This window comes from Pleomorphomonas sp. JP5 (genome assembly GCF_023721815.1).
GTDB lineage: Bacteria > Pseudomonadota > Alphaproteobacteria > Rhizobiales > Pleomorphomonadaceae > Pleomorphomonas.
In genome coordinates this window covers 75,452-95,441 of the sequence record NZ_JAMDLI010000005.1, presented here as the reverse complement: position 1 = coordinate 95,441, position 19,990 = coordinate 75,452, and the positions used below count along the sequence as shown (strand labels likewise).

General features: G+C 61.8%; 19 protein-coding genes. 7 read left to right on the top strand and 12 right to left on the bottom strand.

Translation table 11 applies throughout. The annotated features are described in order from the left end of the window. Nucleotides 1–173: 173 nt before the first annotated feature. The 6 genes from M4J40_RS05310 to M4J40_RS05285 form a co-directional block, all read right to left on the bottom strand. Complete coding sequence (locus tag M4J40_RS05310) at nucleotides 174–566, bottom strand: GFA family protein (protein ID WP_251752677.1); 393 nt, start codon at nucleotides 564–566, stop codon at nucleotides 174–176. Between the two features lie 42 nt (nucleotides 567–608). Next, a complete protein-coding gene (locus M4J40_RS05305; protein WP_251752676.1) occupies nucleotides 609–1,499 on the bottom strand; it encodes a cation diffusion facilitator family transporter in 891 nt (296 codons plus the stop codon). Nucleotides 1,500–1,762: 263 nt separating this feature from the next. Continuing rightward, complete coding sequence (locus tag M4J40_RS05300; protein WP_251752675.1) at nucleotides 1,763–2,887, bottom strand: hypothetical protein; 1,125 nt, start codon at nucleotides 2,885–2,887, stop codon at nucleotides 1,763–1,765. Nucleotides 2,888–3,097: 210 nt separating this feature from the next. Further along, nucleotides 3,098–4,390 carry a serine dehydratase subunit alpha family protein gene (locus M4J40_RS05295; protein ID WP_251752674.1) on the bottom strand — a complete coding sequence of 431 codons (1,293 nt, stop codon included), beginning with the start codon at nucleotides 4,388–4,390 and terminating at the stop codon, nucleotides 3,098–3,100. Beyond that, complete coding sequence (locus M4J40_RS05290) at nucleotides 4,387–4,890, bottom strand: L-2-amino-thiazoline-4-carboxylic acid hydrolase (protein WP_251752673.1); 504 nt, start codon at nucleotides 4,888–4,890, stop codon at nucleotides 4,387–4,389. Before M4J40_RS05290 ends, M4J40_RS05295 begins: the two co-directional genes overlap by 4 nt. Before the next feature lie 1,027 nt (nucleotides 4,891–5,917). Next, nucleotides 5,918–6,295, bottom strand: a complete 378-nt coding sequence (locus M4J40_RS05285; RefSeq protein ID WP_251752672.1) for a hypothetical protein — start codon at nucleotides 6,293–6,295, stop codon at nucleotides 5,918–5,920. A gap of 317 nt (nucleotides 6,296–6,612) precedes the next feature. On the opposite strand from M4J40_RS05285, the gene M4J40_RS05280 reads away from it, so the two are divergent. From M4J40_RS05280 to M4J40_RS05265, 4 genes are all read left to right on the top strand, one after another. After that, a complete protein-coding gene (locus M4J40_RS05280; RefSeq protein WP_251752671.1) occupies nucleotides 6,613–7,338 on the top strand; it encodes an alpha/beta fold hydrolase in 726 nt (241 codons plus the stop codon). 103 nt (nucleotides 7,339–7,441) lie between these two features. After that, entirely contained in the window at nucleotides 7,442–8,161 is a 720-nt protein-coding gene (locus tag M4J40_RS05275; RefSeq protein ID WP_251752670.1) for a hypothetical protein, read from the top strand. 971 nt (nucleotides 8,162–9,132) lie between these two features. Beyond that, nucleotides 9,133–9,786 carry a TetR/AcrR family transcriptional regulator gene (locus M4J40_RS05270; protein ID WP_251752668.1) on the top strand — a complete coding sequence of 218 codons (654 nt, stop codon included), beginning with the start codon at nucleotides 9,133–9,135 and terminating at the stop codon, nucleotides 9,784–9,786. A gap of 2 nt (nucleotides 9,787–9,788) precedes the next feature. Further along, a complete protein-coding gene (locus M4J40_RS05265) occupies nucleotides 9,789–10,478 on the top strand; it encodes a DUF1295 domain-containing protein (RefSeq protein WP_251752667.1) in 690 nt (229 codons plus the stop codon). A gap of 66 nt (nucleotides 10,479–10,544) precedes the next feature. On the opposite strand, the gene M4J40_RS05260 is transcribed toward M4J40_RS05265, so the two are convergent. Continuing rightward, entirely contained in the window at nucleotides 10,545–10,832 is a 288-nt protein-coding gene (locus M4J40_RS05260) for a DNA-binding transcriptional regulator (protein WP_251752666.1), read from the bottom strand. Between the two features lie 101 nt (nucleotides 10,833–10,933). Here M4J40_RS05260 and M4J40_RS05255 point away from each other — a divergent pair, with 101 nt between their 5' ends. Together M4J40_RS05255 and M4J40_RS05250 are read left to right on the top strand one after the other, a co-directional pair. Further along, nucleotides 10,934–12,328, top strand: coding sequence for a toll/interleukin-1 receptor domain-containing protein (locus M4J40_RS05255; protein ID WP_251752665.1), 1,395 nt, complete (start codon nucleotides 10,934–10,936; stop codon nucleotides 12,326–12,328). Next, the gene (locus M4J40_RS05250; RefSeq protein WP_251752664.1) at nucleotides 12,273–13,835 is read left to right on the top strand and encodes a hypothetical protein; all 1,563 of its coding nucleotides are present in this window, start codon (nucleotides 12,273–12,275) and stop codon (nucleotides 13,833–13,835) included. Before M4J40_RS05255 ends, M4J40_RS05250 begins: the two co-directional genes overlap by 56 nt. Nucleotides 13,836–14,067: 232 nt before the next feature. Here the strand turns inward: M4J40_RS05250 and M4J40_RS05245 are convergent, their stop codons facing one another. Next, nucleotides 14,068–15,840: a sigma-54-dependent Fis family transcriptional regulator gene (locus tag M4J40_RS05245; RefSeq protein ID WP_251752663.1), complete on the bottom strand. Its 1,773-nt coding sequence runs from the start codon at nucleotides 15,838–15,840 to the stop codon at nucleotides 14,068–14,070. 197 nt (nucleotides 15,841–16,037) lie between these two features. Between M4J40_RS05245 and M4J40_RS05240 the strand changes: the two genes are divergently transcribed. Continuing rightward, nucleotides 16,038–16,379, top strand: a complete 342-nt coding sequence (locus M4J40_RS05240) for a calcium-binding protein (RefSeq protein ID WP_251752662.1) — start codon at nucleotides 16,038–16,040, stop codon at nucleotides 16,377–16,379. Nucleotides 16,380–16,545: 166 nt separating this feature from the next. Here M4J40_RS05240 and M4J40_RS05235 read toward each other — a convergent pair whose 3' ends face one another. The 4 genes from M4J40_RS05235 to M4J40_RS05220 form a co-directional block, all read right to left on the bottom strand. Beyond that, nucleotides 16,546–17,082 (bottom strand): hypothetical protein, encoded by a 537-nt coding sequence (locus tag M4J40_RS05235; protein WP_251752661.1) that lies wholly within the window; start codon nucleotides 17,080–17,082, stop codon nucleotides 16,546–16,548. A 67-nt stretch (nucleotides 17,083–17,149) separates the two neighbouring features. Beyond that, the gene (locus M4J40_RS05230) at nucleotides 17,150–18,019 is read right to left on the bottom strand and encodes an ADP-polyphosphate phosphotransferase (RefSeq protein WP_251752660.1); all 870 of its coding nucleotides are present in this window, start codon (nucleotides 18,017–18,019) and stop codon (nucleotides 17,150–17,152) included. A 109-nt stretch (nucleotides 18,020–18,128) separates the two neighbouring features. After that, nucleotides 18,129–18,923: a PRC-barrel domain-containing protein gene (locus M4J40_RS05225; protein WP_251752659.1), complete on the bottom strand. Its 795-nt coding sequence runs from the start codon at nucleotides 18,921–18,923 to the stop codon at nucleotides 18,129–18,131. A gap of 378 nt (nucleotides 18,924–19,301) precedes the next feature. After that, entirely contained in the window at nucleotides 19,302–19,979 is a 678-nt protein-coding gene (locus M4J40_RS05220) for a GNAT family N-acetyltransferase (protein WP_251752658.1), read from the bottom strand. Between the last annotated feature and the right edge of the window lie 11 nt (nucleotides 19,980–19,990).

The following is a 19,990-nucleotide window of genomic DNA, read 5'->3' as shown; positions in this document are numbered from 1 at the left end:
CCCGAGGTCCTGCGCCTGAAGCGCAGGATGACGGCCTTATGGTGGGGGGAGATCGTTCGGCGCACGAAGAGCTCTACGCCATCTACCTGTTTTATATCAATTAATCGTCATCCTGCGCTTTAGGCGCAGGACCTCGGGCAGAACGAAGCGCAACGCCGATATAGAGCTCCCTCCTAATCCTCACTCCTCCCCACCCCCTCGCGGTTGCGTTCGTAGCTGTGCTTCAGCGGGAACGGCGGCAGCCAGCTTTCGCGGCGGATGGTCCATAGCTCGTAGGTGGGCGTCAGCTGGTTGGGGGCGTCGAGGGCACCGAGGCTCACCTCCACCTCGTCGCCGCTCATCCCGTACACCAGTGCGCCGCAGCGCGGGCAGAAGCGCCGGCCCTTGTACTCTGAGGTCTCGCCCGCGATCTCCACGGCCTCCGCGGCAAAGATCGCCGAGGCGTGGAACGGCGCGCCGCTCAGCTTGCGGCAATCCAGGCAGTGGCAAAGCCCCACCCGATAGGGCCGCCCCGTCGCCTTGAAACGCACGGCGCCGCACAGGCACCCGCCTTCGAACTCCGCCATACCCGCCTCCTCCTGCCTGAAGGATCGATCAACCCGGACAGCCTACAGCACCATCGTCCGTCCTTCTTCGGCGTGGCTGTCGGGCTCCACGTGGATGGTGATGGTGACGTCGCCGAACTCGTCGCGCACGGCCTCCTCGATGGCGTCGCATTTCTCATGCGCTTCGTCGACGGTGGTCTTGCCGGGCACCACCAGATGGCAGTCGACGAACGTCATCCGGCCGGCGTGGCGGGTGCGGAGGTCGTGCACCTCGATGACGCCGTCCGTGGCGGTGGCGATCACCGTGCGCATCCGCGACAGCTGCTCTTCCGGCACCGCCTCGTCCAGCAGCCCGCTCAGCGACGACATCACCACCTTCCAGCCCGAGCGGAGAATGTTGATCGCCACCAGCCCGGCCAGGATGGGGTCGAGCACGTACCAGCCGGTCAGCACCGCCAGGAGAACGCCGACCACCACCGCGCCCGACGACAGCACGTCGGAGAGAAGGTGATGGCCGTCGGCCACCAGCGCCGGCGACTTGTGCCGCCGCCCCCAGACGATCAGCACCCAGCACCACACCCCGTTGATCGCCGTCGCCAAGCCGTTGACCAGCAGGCCCTCGAAGGGCGCATCCAGCGCGCGCGGCGACAACAGGCCCTTCCAGGCCTCGTTCATGATCAGCACAGCGGCGACGATGATCATCGCCCCCTCGATCACGGCGCTGAAGAACTCCGCCTTGTAGTGGCCGTAGGGGTGGGCGGCGTCGGCCGGCGCGGCGGCGACGCGGATGGCCACCAGCGCCACCAGCGCCGTCACCACGTTGACGATGCTCTCGAGCGCATCCGACATCAGCGCCACCGAGCCGGTCAGCCAGTAGGCGAAGGCCTTCAGCGCCAGCACGGCGACGCCCACGACAAGGCTGCCGACGGCGAGATGCGTGGTTGTGGTGGTCATGGGGGTCGACTCCGGAAAACGCGGCGTAGCGGACATAGAGCGCCATTCGATCTGACTGAATCAGATCGGCGCTCCAAACTCTTGTTTGTGAAGCATCATCTTTTCGACCCTCGTTTCACTCCGGTCGGCGAATGCTCTAGCGCCCTATCCGCGCCGGGTCCATCGGTTCGCGCCCCCTCTTTCGGCTACGGTCATGAAACGCCAACGGGCTCCCCGTGCCTTTCGACAGGGGGAACCCGAAGAGACGGTCGGCGAAAGGGCTGTCAGTTCGCCTTTTCGATCGCGGCCGGGCTGACGACGGCGTCATCGGACTTGCGGGCGATGAACTCCTTGAAGATCATGAAGCCGGCGAAGACGATGGCCGAGTAGCCCGCGAAGGGGAACAACAGGTTGACCAGCTGGTCGAACGGCAGGATGCCGCCGAACACGATGCCGACGGCGGCAAGGCCGGTGGCGATCAGGTTGAACTTCATCGTCTTGTCGGCGGCGAACTTGCGCACGGTCATCAGGAGGAACGAGGCCACCGCCGAGTAGATGCACAGGACGATCAGCGCGGTGAAGATGAAGCCCAGCACCGGCGAGATGGCGTTGGTGATCGCCAGCGTCGGAACCTGCTCGCCGACGATCAGGTCGTGGTAGACCAGTTCGGCCAGCACCAGCATGACGATGGCCAGCGTGAAGCCGGCGACGCCGACGATGGCGGCGACGCGCGCTTCCCTGAGGCTGCCGGCCGAGGCGCCGCAAGCCACCTGGAACGGAATGCTGACGATCAGCGCCAGGAAGGCGTAGAGCGCGCCCGACCAGGCCCAGTTGGACGAGGCCTTGGCAAAGCCCAGGGTCGGCATCACCTCGTTGGCCTGGCTGAGCAGGCCCGGCTGCTGCGACAGCGTGTAGAGGCCGGCGCATCCGACGATGACCATGAACACGATCTTCACCGGCCCGATGGTGCCGATGATGTTGATCAGCTTCTCGACGCCGAGCAGCGTGGTGCCGAGCGCCAACAGGCCGATGATCCAGATGCCCGCGTAGGTCGGCACCTGGAAATACTGGTGGATGGTAGCGCCGGCGCCGGCCAGCATCACCACCATGATGCCGTAGATCAGAGCGACGCTGTACCAGATGTAGACCTGTCCCACATACTTGCCGCAGTAGTGTTCGAACACGTCATAGGGGTTCTTGAACTGCTTCCGCTGGCCGACGCTGAACAGCAGGAACGTCAACACGCTCATGATCACCATGAAGATGAGCGCGGCGATCAGCCCGTTTGTTCCGCTGCTGGCGAAGAACTGCAGGATTTCCTGCCCGGTCGAGAAGCCCGAGCCGATCCAGTAGGCCGACAACGCGCCGGCCAACAGGACGACCTTCTTCAGGTTCAGTGCTTTTTCCATCATGTCACTCCACGTTTAAGGTTTCTTCTTCGATGGGAAAATTGTTCTCTCGGGTTCTACGTAGTGAGCCCGAGTTATTCGCGGCTTCGCCTAGAAATTCGCTCCGGTGAGTCAGCTGGGGCGGCTGTCGAGAACCGGAGCGCAACGGACTTGAGGTCCGTGAGCACCGGAAGCGCAGAAAGTCGGCTCAGATGGCCGCCGGAGTAGAATTTATCCCCCGATCATCAGTTTCAGGATTTCGAGGTCAGTGCCCTTCATGCCGACGCTGGCGACCTGGCCGATGTTGGCGATGGTGCCCTCCACGTCGGCGGTCACCAGGCCCTCGCCGTCCGAGAAAGCCTGCCCTTCCACGGCGAGGTGATGGGCCATGATCGCCGCGTCGACCGCCGAGGCGATCTTGGCGGCGCAGGAGGGCTTGGCCCCGTCGCAGACGATGCCGCCGACGTTGCCGATGGCGTTGGTGATCGTCCGCGAGATCGCCGCGAAGTCGCCGCCCTGCATGTAGGTGATGGCCGCCCCCGCCCCGCAGGCGGCGCTGACGGCGCCGCAGAAGGCCGAAAGCTTGCCGATCAACGTCTTCTGGTGGATGGCGATCAGATTGGAGAGAACCAGCGCCCGATAGAGCTTGTCGCGGCCGACCGCGAGCTCCTCGGCGTAGGCGATCACCGGCAGGGAGGCGGTCATGCCCTGGTTGCCGCTGCCCGAGTTGATGATCACCGGCAAGGCGCAGCCGCTCATCCGGGCATCGCTGCCGGCCGCCGCCCGCGCCTTCGCCCGCGTCCGGATGTCGGAGCCGGCGTATTTCAAGAGCGTGCGACCGACGCTGACGCCATAGTGGCCGCTCAGCCCCTCCTCGGAAATGCGGGTGTTCTTCTCGATCTGGTCGGCGATGATCGGCGCGATGTCCTCAAGGTCCACCGTGTCGGCGAAGGCGATGATGTCGCGCACGTTGAGCGCCGACGCCCCGTCGTCGGCCGCCTCGCCGACGGCCACCTCGCGGTCGACCAGCACCTCGCCGTCGCGGACGACGCGGCAGATGTTGGTGTGCGAGCCCTTGATCGACACCTCGGCCGAGGCATCGCCGGCAAACACCTTGACGATGATATGCAGGTTCTCGTCGCCCTCGATCAGATGCGTGCGGCAGTAACCGGCCTCCAGCAGCTGGCGGATTTCCAGCCGCTGGACCGGCTTCACGGCCTCCAGCACCTGCATGCCGGCCTTGGCGTCGCCGCCGACGATGCCGGCGATGGCCGCCGCGTCGATGCCCTTGAGCCCGCCGGTCTTGGGCACCACCACGCCCTTGACGTTCTTGACGATGTTGCCGCTGCACCAGGCCTCCGCCCGCTCCGGGCGGGTCTTCAGCACGGCGGTGGCATAGGCAGCGGCATAGGCGACGGCGATCGGCTCGGTGCAGCCGAGCGCCGGAATCAGCTCCTTCTTGAGGATGTCGACATAGGTCTTGTAAGTCTGGGCATCGAGCCGGGCGGTGGTCATGTCGGTCATGCCCGCCGCGAGAACTTGACTTCGCACACCGGGTGCCCCTCGGCGATGGTCTTGCCCAGTTCGAACTCGAACTCGCCGAAGCGGCTAGCGATGCCCCGGTCGCCGGACATGGCGATGTCGCAGAGCTTGGCCATCACCTCGCTGTCGACGCCGATCTGCTTCCAGGCGGCCACCAGCGGGCAGTAGCCGTATTCGAGCACCAGCTCGCTCTCGTCGAGCTTCTTCACCTCGATCTCGAAGATCTTGCGCACGTCCTCGGTGAAGAAGGTCTCGCCGAAGGAAACCATGCTGCCCTCGGTGTCCATCCGCTCCTTGATGCCGTCGCCGTGCAGGCAGCCGGTGTCGAAGATCGCCTGATGGCCGATGCTCTCCCAGTCGAGGCCGCGCTTCTTGGCCTCCATCAGGATCAGCCCCATCCACAAGCCGCGATGCAGAATGGCCCCGCGCACCTTGTTGATGGTGGCATCGTCAGTATTCTTCGGTTGATTGAACGCACACATGCTCTTCTCTCCACTTGAACCCGGCCGAAAAAGCGCAAACCTCCGGCCTCGCAGCCGATCGACACCGGCCACGCAAGAAAATTCATCGGCACAAGGCCTATGATTGGCGTATTCCCCCGAACCGCCCTCTAGATCATCTGGCCTGACCGACCAGATGACTTGCCCCTTGAACTCCAGCCCCTACCGTTCCTCGACGTCTACTCGTCGGACCGGCGTCTTTGCCGGCAAACACTGAATTGCACGGCCTGTGCCAGAATTGGCCGGCGCGGCGCTCTCACGCCAAATGGCTATGCCGCGCCGGAGGCGTCCCGAACGGCGGAATGCCGCCCAATCGGCGCGCCAAATCCCAGCCAGCCCCGCACCAAACCGCCCGTCCGAACCGCCTAAATCCCTGATATCTTTTATGGAACCACCCTCTCGCCTGCCGACAGCCGAAAGCATCGACCGCCCGGCAAGAGCCGCGCCCTGCCCATCACAGCGCCCCGCCCGATAAGTAGTCTCCCGCTACGCCAAGCGCGCCCGATCCGCCCTCTTCAACCACCCCCACCCGCCTCGCTCCGCCCACCCAAGCCGGCTCATCACCCGCCCGATTTCGCAAATTGAGAAGCGAGAACAAGCAACCGACTGATCAAAAACGGTTTTTCAGCGGTTCGCGATTTCGCAAAATGAGAATGCGTTAAGGAGAGGTTAGCGAGGAGGCACAGACAGGGACGAGAAAGCCCCGAGGGCCGCATCAGCCCACGTCGCCGGAGACCTATATCCGCGTCGAGCCTCATCCTGCCTGAGGTCCACCTTGAATTCGCGCGCGAATTCAAGAGGCCTGCGCAAGGATGACAATTTATATAAATGATACAATCGGATAGCGGTTGCGCGTACTTGCGGGCGTTGTGTTACGCGCGGGTGGCTGTGAGGACGCAGTGGGACTTCGCGGGCGGCTTATCCCACTGTTCCCTCTATATAAATTGTCATCCTTGCGCAGGCGAGGACCTCAGGCAGAATGGAGCAATCGGCCAATATCGCGCTCCCCTCAACGCCTCCGAACCAGCAGCCCCTTCATATACTCGCTGCCGTTGTGAAAGCGCACGATCTCCGCGATCTCCTCCTCGGTGCAATCGATCAGGATCTTGATCTCCGAATCCCGCTTCACAAGATCCACCGTCACGATCACGCCGGATATGCGCTTGCCCTCTCCACTGCCCCGCCAGACGTCGATGCCACCGCCATCCATCGACGCCGTGTTCCTGAGATAGCCGTAGTCCGCCCCATAGATGATGTTGGGATATCGCGGATGGGCCGATCCCCGGGGACGATCGATCACCACCTCGCTCTCCCCCACCAACCGCTCCAGCGCCGCCCAGAAGGCTTCGTCGCCGTCGGTCACGACCCCATGAAATGCCTCGTCCATCCGGATACGTCCTCGCCTGTCATCGCCGCCAACGCGAGACGCAGGCCCTCGCGAGCGGCCATGTCACCGTTATACATCGCACTCCCGCCATCCTCGCGCCGACCACCAGCCTCCAATATCCGACAGCCCTGCCGAAAGCGGTTCGCCAGCAACACTGCGCGCCGGTAACTTATTGATATATATAATACTGTCATCCTGGCGAAGGCCAGGACCTCAGGCAGGATGGAGCAATCGGCCGATATAGGACACCCGCTCCCTCTCAAGCCGCGCGCACCGCCCACCATTGACCCTCCGCCTCTCCGATGCTTCTGTTCCCCATGACCCAGACATCGACCTTCATACTCGTTCATGGCGCCAACCTCGGAGGATGGTGCTGGCAGGATGTGCGGGCCATTCTCGAGGCGCACGGGCATGACGTCCTGTCCCCCTCGCTGAACCTTTCCCTCACGGCTTCGCTGGACCAGCACATCGCCGAGGTCACCGAGCTGATCGTCTCGCGCGACCTCCACGGAATTGTTCTCGTCGGCCATTCCTACGGCGGCATGGTGATCACCGGCGTCGCGGACAGGGTGCGGAGCCGCATCGCGCGGCTGGTCTATCTCGATGCAGCCGTGCCGGGGGACGGCGACGACTTCGCGTCTCACATACCCGACCTTTCCGCAGCCGAGGCAGAAGCCCGCCGCGCCTTCTACCGCAGCCTCTCCGCCGACGGCCTATGGCTTGCCCCGCCCCCGCTGCAACTGGTGGGCATCACCGACGCCGACGCGATCGCCAGCATCACCCCACGCCTCGTTCCGCACCCGCTGGCGACCTGGCTCCAACCGGTCCGCCTTCAAAACGGCGGCACGGCCGGCCTCCCCAAAACTTACATCCTCGCCACCAACCCACCCACCGACGTGATGGGCTACCCCCGCCACGGCGAAGCCGCCAAAGAGGGCGGCGAATGGACCTACCGCGAAATCCAGGCCGGCCACGCCCTCATGCTGGCCGCCCCAAACGAGACAGCCGCCTTGCTGATGGAGGCCGCCGCAAACGCGCCATAGAGGTCCGGCGGAGGGAGGCGATAGTAAACTCTTCATAGAACGTAGGTAGACGCCAACACATACACGGTGTTAATGGTCATTAAATTTGATTATGGAGATCATCATGAGATTACATGGGGTAGGTTTTCAAGTTTTAATAGTGGCTATTTTGTTCATGTCGGGTCGCGCATTTGCTCAGGAACCGCACTACAAAACACCGGAAGACGCAATTAGCGCCTATATGGAAGCGGTGGCCAAGCAAGATTTCCAAGCAGTTATTTCAACAACTGCCGTCGACAAGATGAGCGAGAATTATGACTTTATCTCCCAGGCGGAGCGTCTGCAATCGATACAGCCAATGCTACCGATGCCGTCAAGCACTCCCCTACTTGTCGATCTAAACAAAATAGATTTCACATCTAGGTTTGCTGCGCACATTAAGTTTTTAATATACGGACTAATGTCAAATAACGAAGTTAAGGATGGAATCACATTCGTAACTCAAGACAAAAAAGATATTGAGCGATTTTTTAAAGATATACAGACGAAACGACTTTCAGAAATTTCCCTTATAGAAATTGGAATCCCTCACCCATCGCAGCTAGAAAGCAAAAATAAAGAGAGTAATTTCTCGAAAGTTGCCCTAATTTATGGAGCATCTGAGAGAACAGAACGAGTAGCTTTATTTTCATTCGATGGACTAAGATATGCAATAGGATTCACGCTACTCCGCTATGGCAACGACTGGCTAATCGAGTCTCAAACATCAAGCTTAGTAAAAACAGGACTTGCAGGCGCCCCAATTCAAGTAACAGTCGATGACTACCAATCTATCCTGAGATAAATAAACAATAATATCAAGAAAATAGTTAGTTATATAGATTCTAATTTATATAGCTTAGCAATATAAATGGAATTATTGTCTTAAATTGCATAAATATTCTAAACGCATGTCGACTACAACGATATTTTGCTAACTACGATCATTCTCAGATGGTCTCTAAAGCGGATAAATAGCCGACAGAAACTTCGGATTTTCCAGGACATTGCGGCTAAAAGGAAGAGAAAGAGGAGCCAAACACGCAGACTTGGTCGATCTCACACATTCTGATTATTGGCAGGATCTCAGAGAAATCAAACGAGAAGCGGCCCTTCGAGACATCCCGTTGCAGCCATAAAAGCGTTCTAGTCACAACGTTCGGCGAGTTCCCGCCAAAGAGGGCGGCGAATGGACCTACCGCGAAATCCCAGCCGGCCACGCCCTCATGCTGGCCGCCCCAAACGAGACAGCCGCCTTGCTGCTGGAAGCGGCGGCAGACGCGGCACAGCTTCAGTGAGCGGAAGCGGACGCAAACTATTCCTGCCCCAATGAGCGGCTAAGTTATTGTTATATATCCAACTCCTGTCATCCTCGCGAAAGCGAGGATGACAATTTATATAGAGAGAACAGTGGGATAAGCCGCTTACAAAGCTCTCTTGCGGCTTCCCTGCCTCATGCGGACCACAACGCCCTTTCAAGGGCGATCGAACCTCTATCCGATTGTTTCCTATATATAAATTGTCATCCTTGCGCAGGCGAGGACCTCAGGCAGAAAGAGGCGATCGGCCGATATAGAGCGCCCCTAGGCCACCGCCTTCGCCACTTTCTCCGGATGCAGGCCAATCCCCCGCACATAGGCAACGGCATTCACATCGGACACGACGACGCCCCTTCCGCAAGGGACCAAACTTCTGAACCATGAGTCTGTACCCAAGGTCTGTACTACCGGTACACAATATGTTAGGCGTTGGGCAACTCAGGTGTGAAACCGGATCATGAGCAGAAATCGCTTCGATAATCTCAGCGCGGAACGCCAGAAAGCACTGTTCGAGGCGGCGGCGGAAGAGTTCGCGGCCAAGGGCTTCGACGCGGCTTCGCTCAACCGCATCCTTGAGAAGTCGGGAATGAGCAAGAGCTCTCTCTACTATTACTTCGACGACAAGGCCGATCTGTTCGTAACGCTGATCGAACGGGCGCTATCGGTGCTTTTCGGGCAGATCGGCGCCTTCGAAACCGAACGACTGACGGCGGAAACCTACTGGAGCGACATCACCCTGCACTACAAGAAGGCGGTCGCCGTGGTTGGCGACAATGACTGGCTCGTCCGTTTTGGCGGGCTGTTCTATCAGTTGCGCGGCGATCCGAAACGCGGCGGGCCAACGGGCAGGCTTTTCGAAGTCATCCGGCGATGGACCAAGGCCCTCATAGAGCGCGGTCAGGCCGTCGGCGTGGTGCGCGACGACTTGCCGATCTCCATGCTGATCGAAATCGCCGTAGGACTGTTCGAAACCCTCGATCGCTGGGTCGTGGCAAACTGGGCGGACCTGTCGGAGGCCGAACGCCAGGCGCTGCCCGAGGTGCATGTCGGCCTGTTCCGAAACCTTCTCGGACAGGATCAGACGGTGCGGCAAACAGAGAAGTTCGGCTGACAATGGATATGTATGCGCGCAAGGCCCCGGCGCTTGCCCAGAAACTCGTCCTGCTGACGATCGAGCTGCTGATCCTCGCCTTGTCCGCCTGGATCCTGTTTGGGGCGGGCAGGACGGCCACGGCAAGCCTGTTTGGCTGGACACTTCCGCCAACGGTACCGGTGCGCGCCTACTGCATCTTTGCCTTTTCGGTCGTGACCATGATGCGCATGATGGTCACGCTGTTCTATCTGATGAAGCGCGACATGGCCTGGTCCGAGGCCTTCACGATCCCGATCGCCTTCGCGCTCTACTACGTCGGCTTCGCGGTCCTCGCCTTGCCCGAGAGCGCCCCGATGAGTGCTTGGGACGATCTGGCAATCGCCCTGTTCCTCCTGGGTTGCTATCTCAACACCGGATCGGAACTGGCGCGCCACCGGTTCAAGCGAGATCCGAACAACAAGGGCAGGCTCTACACGCAAGGCCTGTTCTCCCTGTCGCGGCATATCAACTTCTTTGGCGACATCCTGTGGGTCGGCGCCTACGCCATCCTCGCTCACACGATCTGGGCGGCCATCATCCCGATCTGCGTCCTCCTCTTCTTCGGCCTCTTCAACGCCCCGGCCCTCGACCGCCATCTCGCCAGCCGCTACGGCCAGCAGTACGAAGCCTATGCGGCCCGAACCAAAATGCTGATCCCGTTCATCTGGTGAGTTCAAGGCGGACATCAGGCAGAATGGGGCAATCGGCCGATATAGAGCGCGCCAACTTTCACAACCCTACGCCACCGCCTTCGCCACCATATCCGGATGCAGGCCAATCACCCGCACATAGGCGACGGCGAAATCCGGCGCGGTCGCCCGCGCCTGCTCCCAGTCGCGCAAGGTACCGACAGGAACCCGGAACCGGCTGGCAAACTCCGCCTGCGTGAGACCAAGCCCTGTCCGCGTCTTGCGGATCAGCCGGGCGCGCTGCCCCCGATCCAGAGCCTCGATCGTGACCTCAAAATCCTCGGCATCGATCTCGCGAATGGAAGTAACGATCAGCCAATCCAGTTGGAAACACAATCGAGCAGCAAACACTCGGCATTCTTCACGACTTTTGCGTGCCCCAGACAGGCGCGGTTAGGCTAAAGTTCGTCTAGTCCCTGTGCAAAGTGATTCGCTAGATGGTCCGCGACACTATCTTCATCTGCCATGCAACACCGGAAGATAACGACTTTGTCCGTTGGCTGGGCGCGCGCTTAACGGGCCACGGCTATAAGATTTGGGCCGATATGTTCGGTCTGAAGGGCGGAACTCCCTTCTGGAATACTATCGAGGATGCGCTACGCGAGCACGCCTGCAAGGTAATCTATGTGGCTTCGAAGGTCAGCGTCGACCCCAAACGCCAGGGGGTGCGTAATGAGCTTTCGGTGGCCGACGCGGTGAAGAAGGCGCTCAAAGATCCTGCGTTTATTATTCCGGTACGCCTCGATGATGTCGCCTTTAGCGACTTTCCAATTCTAGTCCATCAGCTCAATGCGCTGGACTTCAGCAACGGGTGGGGAAGGCGCTTGATCGAGTTGCTGGACACGTTGGAAACCGCCAACGTACCCAGAACGGATCATGATCAGACTGCCGAGTTTGAACGTTGGCGTCAGGATGCTGTGAAGACAGCGGCCTTGGTCACTAACGAAGCCGAGCCTGTTCTTGCCAGCCTGTCGCCTATCAACGCCTTGCCGGCTCAAGTTCGTTATCTGAGACACAACGCTAACGCAGCGGCGATAGATCTGGCGCTACGCGAGAGCGGCATCCCATTCGCACCGTTCTACCAGCTACTTATCACGTTTGCGGGACTAGACGAAATCAATGCCGCGTTGCCGCCGCCGATGGTAGCCGAACTTCGCGTACAGACGTCATTGGAATCATTCTTGTCGGGACAAGTCGCTGACGTGACGACGCCTGGTCGCGCGGATGCTTCGAACATCGCCACTGCACTTCTGCGGCAGCATATCGAACGGCATTTGGCGCAACGCGGCTTGAAGGTGCTCCAGCAGCGCGGGGCCAATGCTTTCTATTTCCCCGACGGCTTGGTGCCGAACAACAAAGTGCCATATATGGCGGCCTCTGGACGGCGGACCAATAAAAACGTAGTCGGCCGTAGCCGACGCAATAAGGTCTATTGGCATCTCGCTATGAAGGTTAGCGTTGTCCTCGGGCCGCCAGCCTTCGTTCGCTTCAAGCCTTACGTGGCCTTCTCAGATGATGGTCAGACGGCCATCACCGACCCCAAGCGCACCTCGCCGATCCGTCGCCGGTTTTGCAAAAACTGGTGGAACCAACACTGGCGTCAGCTTCAGGAGGCTTTTGCGGTCTGGCTGGCGGAGGGTCAGACAGAGCACAACATCGTCCTTGATGGCTCTCAGCGTCTCGTGCTCTCTGGCCGGCTCCTCCAGCTTACCGCCGAGCGTCACATCGTGGGCGACCTCCAGTTTCAGGACGAGGCCGAAGAGCCGGACGAACCAGATGAAGACGATGATGACTTCGTTATCGACGCCGTTGACGGGGGCGAAGATGACTGAATGGACTGTTATCCACATTGATGAGCCGATGCTGAGTTTTGGCTTCAACCAGCAGACCGAACATCCGAAGGACGGACTGTTTCTTTATGGCCCACCTGCATCCAACCAGAACCCCGCCCGCATGGATGTGGGAGTAATTGGCACGCCGAACGGAATCCGGCGATATGAGGCTTGGATCAAAACCTTGTCGTCGACTATCGCTGCACCGGCGACGGGTCGCGAGGAAAACAAGACCATGTGGCCGGGATTCGAAGCGACCTTCGGCGTGCCCTGGCCCACAAAGCCGTTCACCACTATCACGATCGACGGCGATCTGCTTAGCCGTCGCATTCGAATCGAAGACCGCCACCAAGGGATATTCAGAGCCGTTGACGTCTACGGTGACGCGCTCCGTAAATATCTTCGCGAGCAAGAGGCGCGGCCTCAGTTTTGGTTTGCCGTCCTACCGGAAGAAGTTTTCCGCTACGGTCGACCGAAGTCTGTAATTCCCCGTGAACAACGCGAGCCAGCTACCGGCCCCATTGGTCGTAAGGCTGCCAAATCCATCCTCTCGAAAGGTTCAATGTTTGTGGAGGAAATGGAGGCTGCAGCGCTCTACGAATATGAACTTAATTTCCATAATCAGCTCAAGGCGCGGCTGCTGGACACGGGTCAGGTGTTACAGGTGGTTCGCGAGACGACCTTAACGCCAGATGAGTTCGAAGAAGGCACGCGGCGTTCTTTGCAGGATCCCGCGTCCATCGCTTGGAATCTCGCCACCACCAGCTTTTACAAAGCCGGTGGGCGACCGTGGCGTGTGGCTGATGTTCGAGAAGGTGTCTGCTACGTCGGACTAGTGTTCAAGCATATTGAGAACGCCAAGGGGCGCGACAACGCCTGCTGTGGCGCTCAGATGTTCCTTAATTCTGGTGAAGGCGTTGTGTTCAAGGGCGCTGTCGGCCCTTGGTTTTCCGAGGCGGATAACAGCTTCCATTTGAGCCGAGTGAAAGCCAGAGAACTGATGGGCATGGTGATATCGTCGTATGAAGAAATGCACGGCCAACCGCCAGCTGAACTCTTCATCCACGGAAAGACTTGGTTCGAGAAAGAGGAATGGGAGGGCTTTCAATCGACTGTGCCGCCTCAGACCAGACTCGTTGGCATCCGCATTCGACGCCAGAACGAGGTAAAGCTGTTTCGCTATGGCAGCCGTCCAGTGCTGCGTGGCACAGCGATCCTAGCGTCGGAACGCCGAGCCTACCTGTGGACGACTGGCTTTACACCGCGCCTCAACACCTATCCTGGCCGCGAGCTGCCGAATCCTATCACGGTAGATATCGTCAACGGCGAGGCCGACATTCGGCAGGTACTGCAGGATCTCATGGCACTGACCAAGCTGAACTTCAACAATGCCGGATTCTCTGATGGCCTCCCAGTGACTTTGCGATTTGCAGACCTTACGGGCGAAATTCTGACTGCGGGGCCAACTAATGTTGCGGCTCCCCTGCCGTTTCGCTTCTACATCTAGCGTTAAGCTCCCCCCTCAGCCTATAGGCCGGAAGCCGGGATATCTCACTTGGCTGGCGAAGGCAGTGGCCACTCTGAGCCAGTCCCAGACCATCTCGCCACTAAGGGAATGCCACCTGTAGCGAACCACCTGCCCGTTTCCGGCCGGCTTCAGCCATAGAACCGTCAGACCATAGAAGGCGAACAGCAGAAGTTGGCTAACCGATCGAGATTCACCCTCTACCTCTCCCCCCCTACCCCATCCCCTTCCTCTTCCTGTACAGCGTCGCCAGGCTGATCCCCAGCATCGCCGCCGCCTTCTTCTTCCCCTCCAGGCTCTCCCCGCACTCGGCCAGCGCCTTGCGGATCGCCTCGGTCTCCGCGCTCCGCAGCACCCCCGCCGCCGGCGCCACCGCCCCCGCCACCGCCGCCACCTTCGCCCCTTCCCGGATCCTCTGGGGCAGGCTTTCGAAGGTGACGTAGGGCGTCTGTTCCATGTTGACGGCGTATTCCACGGCGTTGGCCAGTTCCCGCACGTTGCCCTTCCACGGCCAGGCGGTGAGCGCCTGCTCGGCGTTGGCCGAGAAGCCCTTGATGGGTTTGCCGAGCTTCTGGCCGTAGAGGCGGAGCATGTGGGCGAGCAGCTGCTTCACGTCGCCGACGCGGGCGCGCAGCGGCGGAATGTGCAGCGGAATGACGGAGAGGCGGTAGTAGAGGTCCTCGCGGAACTCGCCGCGCGCCACCAGCTCCTCCAGCACGCGGTTGGTGGCGGCGATCACCCGCACGTCGACGGAAACGGACTTGTGCCCGCCGAGGCGCTCCACCGTCTTTTCCTGCAACACGCGCAACAGCTTGGGCTGAAGGTGCAGCGGCATGTCGCCGATCTCGTCGAGGAAGATGGTGCCGCCGTGGGCCAGCTGGAATTTGCCGGGGCGGCCGCCGCGCGCCGCGCCGGTGAAGGCGCCGTCCTCGAAGCCGAACAGCTCGCTTTCGATCAGCGTCTCCGGCATGGCGGCGCAGTTCAGCGCCACGAAGGGCTTGGCCGCGCGCGGGCTGGCGTGGTGGATGGCGCGCGCCAACAGCTCCTTGCCGGTGCCGCTCTCGCCGGTGATCATGATGTTGGAGCCCGCGGCGGCCACGCTCAGCGCCTCGCGCTTCAGCCGGGCGATCTGCGGGCTGGCGCCGACGATCTCGTCGAACGAGGTGGCCAGCGGCGACGACGTCAGGTTGTTGATCACCTTGTAGACGTCGTCCATCTTCTTCAGCGTCAGGATGGAGCCGGCGCTCTTCTCGCCCTCGGCCACCGGCTTGCCGGAGATCAGCACGTGGGTGCCGCGCCCCTGCTCGCCGACGCGCAGCTCGATGTTGGTGAAGGCCGTGCCCTCGGAGAGCAGCGCACCCACGTAGCCGCCGCTGAAGAAGGCCTCGACCGGCTGGCCGATCAGCGCCGCGCCGTCGGCGCCCAGCACCTCCTCGACCACGGCGTTGGTGTGGACGATCCGCCCCGCCGCGTCGACGGCGACGATGCCCTCCTCGATGGAGTCGATGATGCCGGTCAGCCGGTTCTTGGCGATGGTCAGCGCCTCGGCGGCCTCCTGCTCGATCAGCTTGCTGACGATGAGGTCGGCCATGCGGCGGGTGAACACCACGAGATTGTCGCGGTTGTCCAGCAGTTTGGCCCGCGCCGCCTCGGTGATGGCGATGAGGCCGATCGCCCCGACGCGCGCGTCCTCGCGCTCGATCGGCACGCAGATCATCGCCTCGAGATTGCACTCGGCCTGCTCCACGCAGGCCATGCACTGCGGGCTGTCGGCCTTGCTGGCGATGGTCGCCGTCTCGCCGGTTTGCAGCACGTGGCCGATGACGTAGGTGTCGCGGATCTCCGTCACTTCCCGGTTGAAGTGCCGCTTGGTGTCGCCCACCTTGCGGAATTCGGCGTCGGAGATGATGACGTCGACGTCGAGAACGCTGGAGATCGCCTCCGACACGTTCTGCACCGCCTCCTTGATGTCGACCAACCCCACCATGAACCGCACCCGCCCCGGAAATCCCTGCCGCCGGGCACATCAATGCCTTTTGGCCCGGCGGTCAACTCGCCTATCGGTCCGGACAGGGAAAATCCGGACAGGGCCCGGCCGATGTCGCCCCCTCCATCCTGCCCGCGACCCTCTGCTTTCGCAGAGGAGGACAGCGTGATGGATGCGGGAGGTCTGGAACGCTCCTGATGGCGGCATGGACGCACGCCCCACGTCGGCGTATCTCTGCGGAAATCCCTCTCTGGTCGGACGCCATGCCCTTCCGGTGGACCCTCGCTCTGGTCGCGCTCTTTCTGGCCGCCCCGTCGACGGCCGAGGCCTTTCCGCGTCCTCCGGTTACCATCGCCAGTGCGATCGTGCTGGCCCGGGGCGCCACCTGCAAGACCGTCGGCAGCTGCCGCGAGGCGGTGGCCCTCTGGTGCGGCGGCTATCGCCGGGCCGACGGCGATGGCGACGGCATCCCTTGCGAAAACGTCTGCCGCAGCCGCCGGCAGGTGCGGGAAATCCAGGCCGAGATCGGCTGCGATTGAGGCCGGCGATCTCAACCTCACATTGACAAAACGGGGTAAAATGCCCTATATACAGACCAGCAGCAGAGAGCGAGGCTTCCGCAAGGTCGCTGTTGCAGGTGCACCTCCTAGAGGTCGGCATACCACGGTAAGGCACACTCGCATAAGGCCCCTTCGGGGGCCTTTTCTATTTCGGCACCCTGTGGCCGTTGTAATAGCATTTCTTGATTGGCTGGATGATCTTGTCGCGGCGCTTCACGTGAGCGAAGTTCCAAGTCTTGAGATAGAAGCTGACGACGACAAACTCTACATCAATACCATTGGCGCCGCTGGGAAACAGATAGAATATGACAGTATCATGAGCACCGCTCACCAGCGCGCCACCAATGGAAGCCAGATTATACTTTTCATTTCCGTCGCGCGATTCCCATGTCAGCGCGTTGGATGAAAGCAATCCCAGGCACAGGGCAGGAAGTTGCAGCGACGCGGCGTATCTATCCTCGCAGAAGATCCGCCTGTTGCCGTTCTCATCGAGAAAGAACAGCCCTTGCGTCTCGCCCTTGTGGGCACGTGAGAAAACGTGGGAGCGAAACGAGACGCGAAGGACGATGGAGGCTCCGTTCCGCCCATGCCCTTGCAGGGAATGGGTGAAAGGAGCGAGATGCTTGAAGTCAATCTCCCGGTCGCCATCCGCGAGCTTGGGGAAGAAGTGCCTGATACTCAACGCCGGTCAATCGCTGCTCAAGTTGTCACCGACCGAGTAGAGCAACCGGAAGCGGCTGGCAACACCCTCACTCCACCAGTTGCGCCCGGATCGACTGCAGCTCCTTCAGCCTTGCCTCGTCCACCGTCGGGTAGCTCATCTTGAGGTCGGTGAAGGTGTCGAGGATGATTTGCGACACGATCAGCCGGGCGTTCTTCTTGTCGTCGGCCGGCACGACGAACCAGGGCGAGGCGTCGGTGCTGGTGGCGGAAAGGCAGGCCTCGTAGGCCTTCATGTAGGCGTCCCAGTACTGCCGCTCCTTGATGTCGTCGACGCTGAACTTCCAGTTCTTCTCGGGGTTGTCGATGCGGGCGAGGAAGCGCTTCTTCTGCTCGTCCTTGGAGAGGTGCAGGAAGAACTTGACGATGCGGGTGCCGTTCTCGTGGAGATGGCGCTCGAGATCGGTGATGGAGCGGTAGCGGTCGCGCCAGACGTGGTTTTCCGTCTTCAGGGCGTCCGGCAGCCCCTCGCTGATCAGGATCTCCGGATGCACGCGCACGATCAGGACCTCCTCGTAATAGGAGCGGTTGAAGATGCCGATGCGCCCGCGCTCGGGCAGGTCCCGCGTCGTCCGCCACAGGAAGTCGTGGTCCAGCTCCTCGGCGCTCGGGTGCTTGAAGCTGAACACCTGGCAGCCCTGCGGGTTGATGCCCGACATCACGTGCCGGATCGCCCCGTCCTTGCCGGCGGCGTCCATCGCCTGGAAAATCAACAGGATGGCGTGGCGGTTGGTGGCGTAGAGCATGCGCTGCTGGGCGCTCATCTCGGCCACGGTGCGCTTCAGCCGCCTCTTGTAGTCGTGCTTGGAGTCGTAGACCGGCTCGACGCGCGTCGGCCACCTGGCGAGGTCGACCTTGTGCCCCTCGGGAACGCGATAGTCCTTGATATCGATCTTCATGATGTCCTCGCCAAGCTCCGCTCACGCGCGGGAAAGCCGGCCCCGGCGGCGGCGCACCGGGGTCGGCCCGTCTCTGGTCGTCTCGTCTCAGGTCGCCTCGGGCCAGCGGTCAGCCATGCCGGCGCAGCGCCCTCTCCGAGGGAACGTCGAAGTCGTTGTAGTGGGCGTTGAACCGGTCCTCGAAGGCGCGGTCGACGATGGTCGCCTCGTTGTACTCGGGGCTGTTCTTGACCATGTCGCGGTCGACGTTGAGGGCCACCGTCTTGTCGGCCCAGTCGATGTCGCGCGCCGAGCGCGGCGACAGCAGCACCTTCTTGCCCGGCCACCAGTTCTTGGTGTCGATCACCAGGTAGTGGATGCTCCAGTCGGCCTCTTCCACCAGCATGTCCTCGACATGGCCGATGTCGCCGTCGGTGGCCTTGATGTAGTAGCCCACCACCGCGTCGATGCTGCGCAGGTTCGGGTCGTCGCGCCTGTTCTGCGCCTCCGTCGCCTCTCTCTCGACACGCAGCATGTCGGGCGTCGGCGCCATCAGCGGCGCGGTCATGCCGGTGCCGTAGCCGCCGACATAGAGCCCGCCGCCCCAGTAGGGGCTCCAGCCGTAGTAGCCGTAGATGTCGCTTTCCGCCTGCCGCGACACCGGCCGCTCGGTGTCGATGTCGGGGCTGTCCTTCACCTGCTGGCGCGTCAGCTTCACCGTGAAGGTCTTGGCCGTCTCGTCGGCGTGGCCCAGCGTCGAGGTCGGCAGCAGCACCCTGCGGTCGGTGAACCAGGTGCCGGCATCGACCACGAGCCAGCGGATATGCCAGCTCTGGTCGTCGAACAGCAGGTCGCTGACGGTGCCGATCTCGCCATCGGTGGCGACGACGGTATAGCCCTTGATCTTCGATGCATTCCACAGCATGTGAGCGCTCCCTTGAGTGTGACGGCGGCCGTCCGTCCATGTCGCCCGCGTTCAGGGCGGCGGCGCCGGCCGTCTGCTGCCCTCCCGTGCGGTCCGTCCGGGCAGCGGCGCGAAATTCGATCACCCCACCCTGTCGCGGGCGGGACGCGCGGTTCTCCGGCACCAGCGCGCTTGGCGCTGCGGTGGCGCGACCAAAGAGGTGACGGACACCCCCTTCTCTCAGCCGGATCGATGAAAATCGCTCCGGCGAGACAGGCCGCGATCACGGAGACCGAGGGGGTAACGCCCACCCGGCGTCTTCGTTCCGCCGTGGCGCAAATATTCGCAGGCGGGCGATGAACGGGCCGCCCCGAAACGCCGCCACGGCCCGCGTTTGCTCTACCCGGCCGCCTTGCCCAGCGCGGTGATGACGAAGCCGGCGCGTCGCCTGAAGCCGAGCTTTTCATAGAGGGCGATGGCCGGCGCATTCTCGGCGAGCACGTGCAGGAAGGGCGTCCGGCCAGCGGCCTGAATACGCTGGGCGAGATGCGCCGTCAGCCGTGCCGCGTGGCCCCGGCCGCGATGGTCGGGGTCGACGCATACCGCGCTGATCTCCACGAAGCCGCCGCAGCGCATGCGCTCTCCGGCCATGGCCGCCAGCCTGCCCTCGTCGCGCAGGCCGACATAGTGGCCAAGCTCGATGGTGCGGCGGCCGAACGGCCCCGGCTGCGTCCGCCCGGCGAGGTCCATCATCTCCGGCACGTCGGCCTCCCCCAGCGTCAGGGGCTCGCCCCCGTCCGCCACCACGGGGCGCTCCAGCACCATCTGCAAGAGCGGCGCCTGCCGATGGACGACGAAGCCCTCCGGCAACGCCGGCACATCGGGCGTGTGCAGCATCACCCAGCCGTCCGCCGGAATGAGCGCGGCGAGCGCCGCGAAAGCCGTCGGCGTCCGCTCGGCCAGCGCCGCGAAGGGCGCCACCTCCGGCGTGTAGCGGATGGCCAGCGGCCCGCCCACGGCCAGCGCCCGATGGTCTGATGTCAGCGCAGTCCAAACCGGACAATCCAACGGCGACATATCCTACCTCC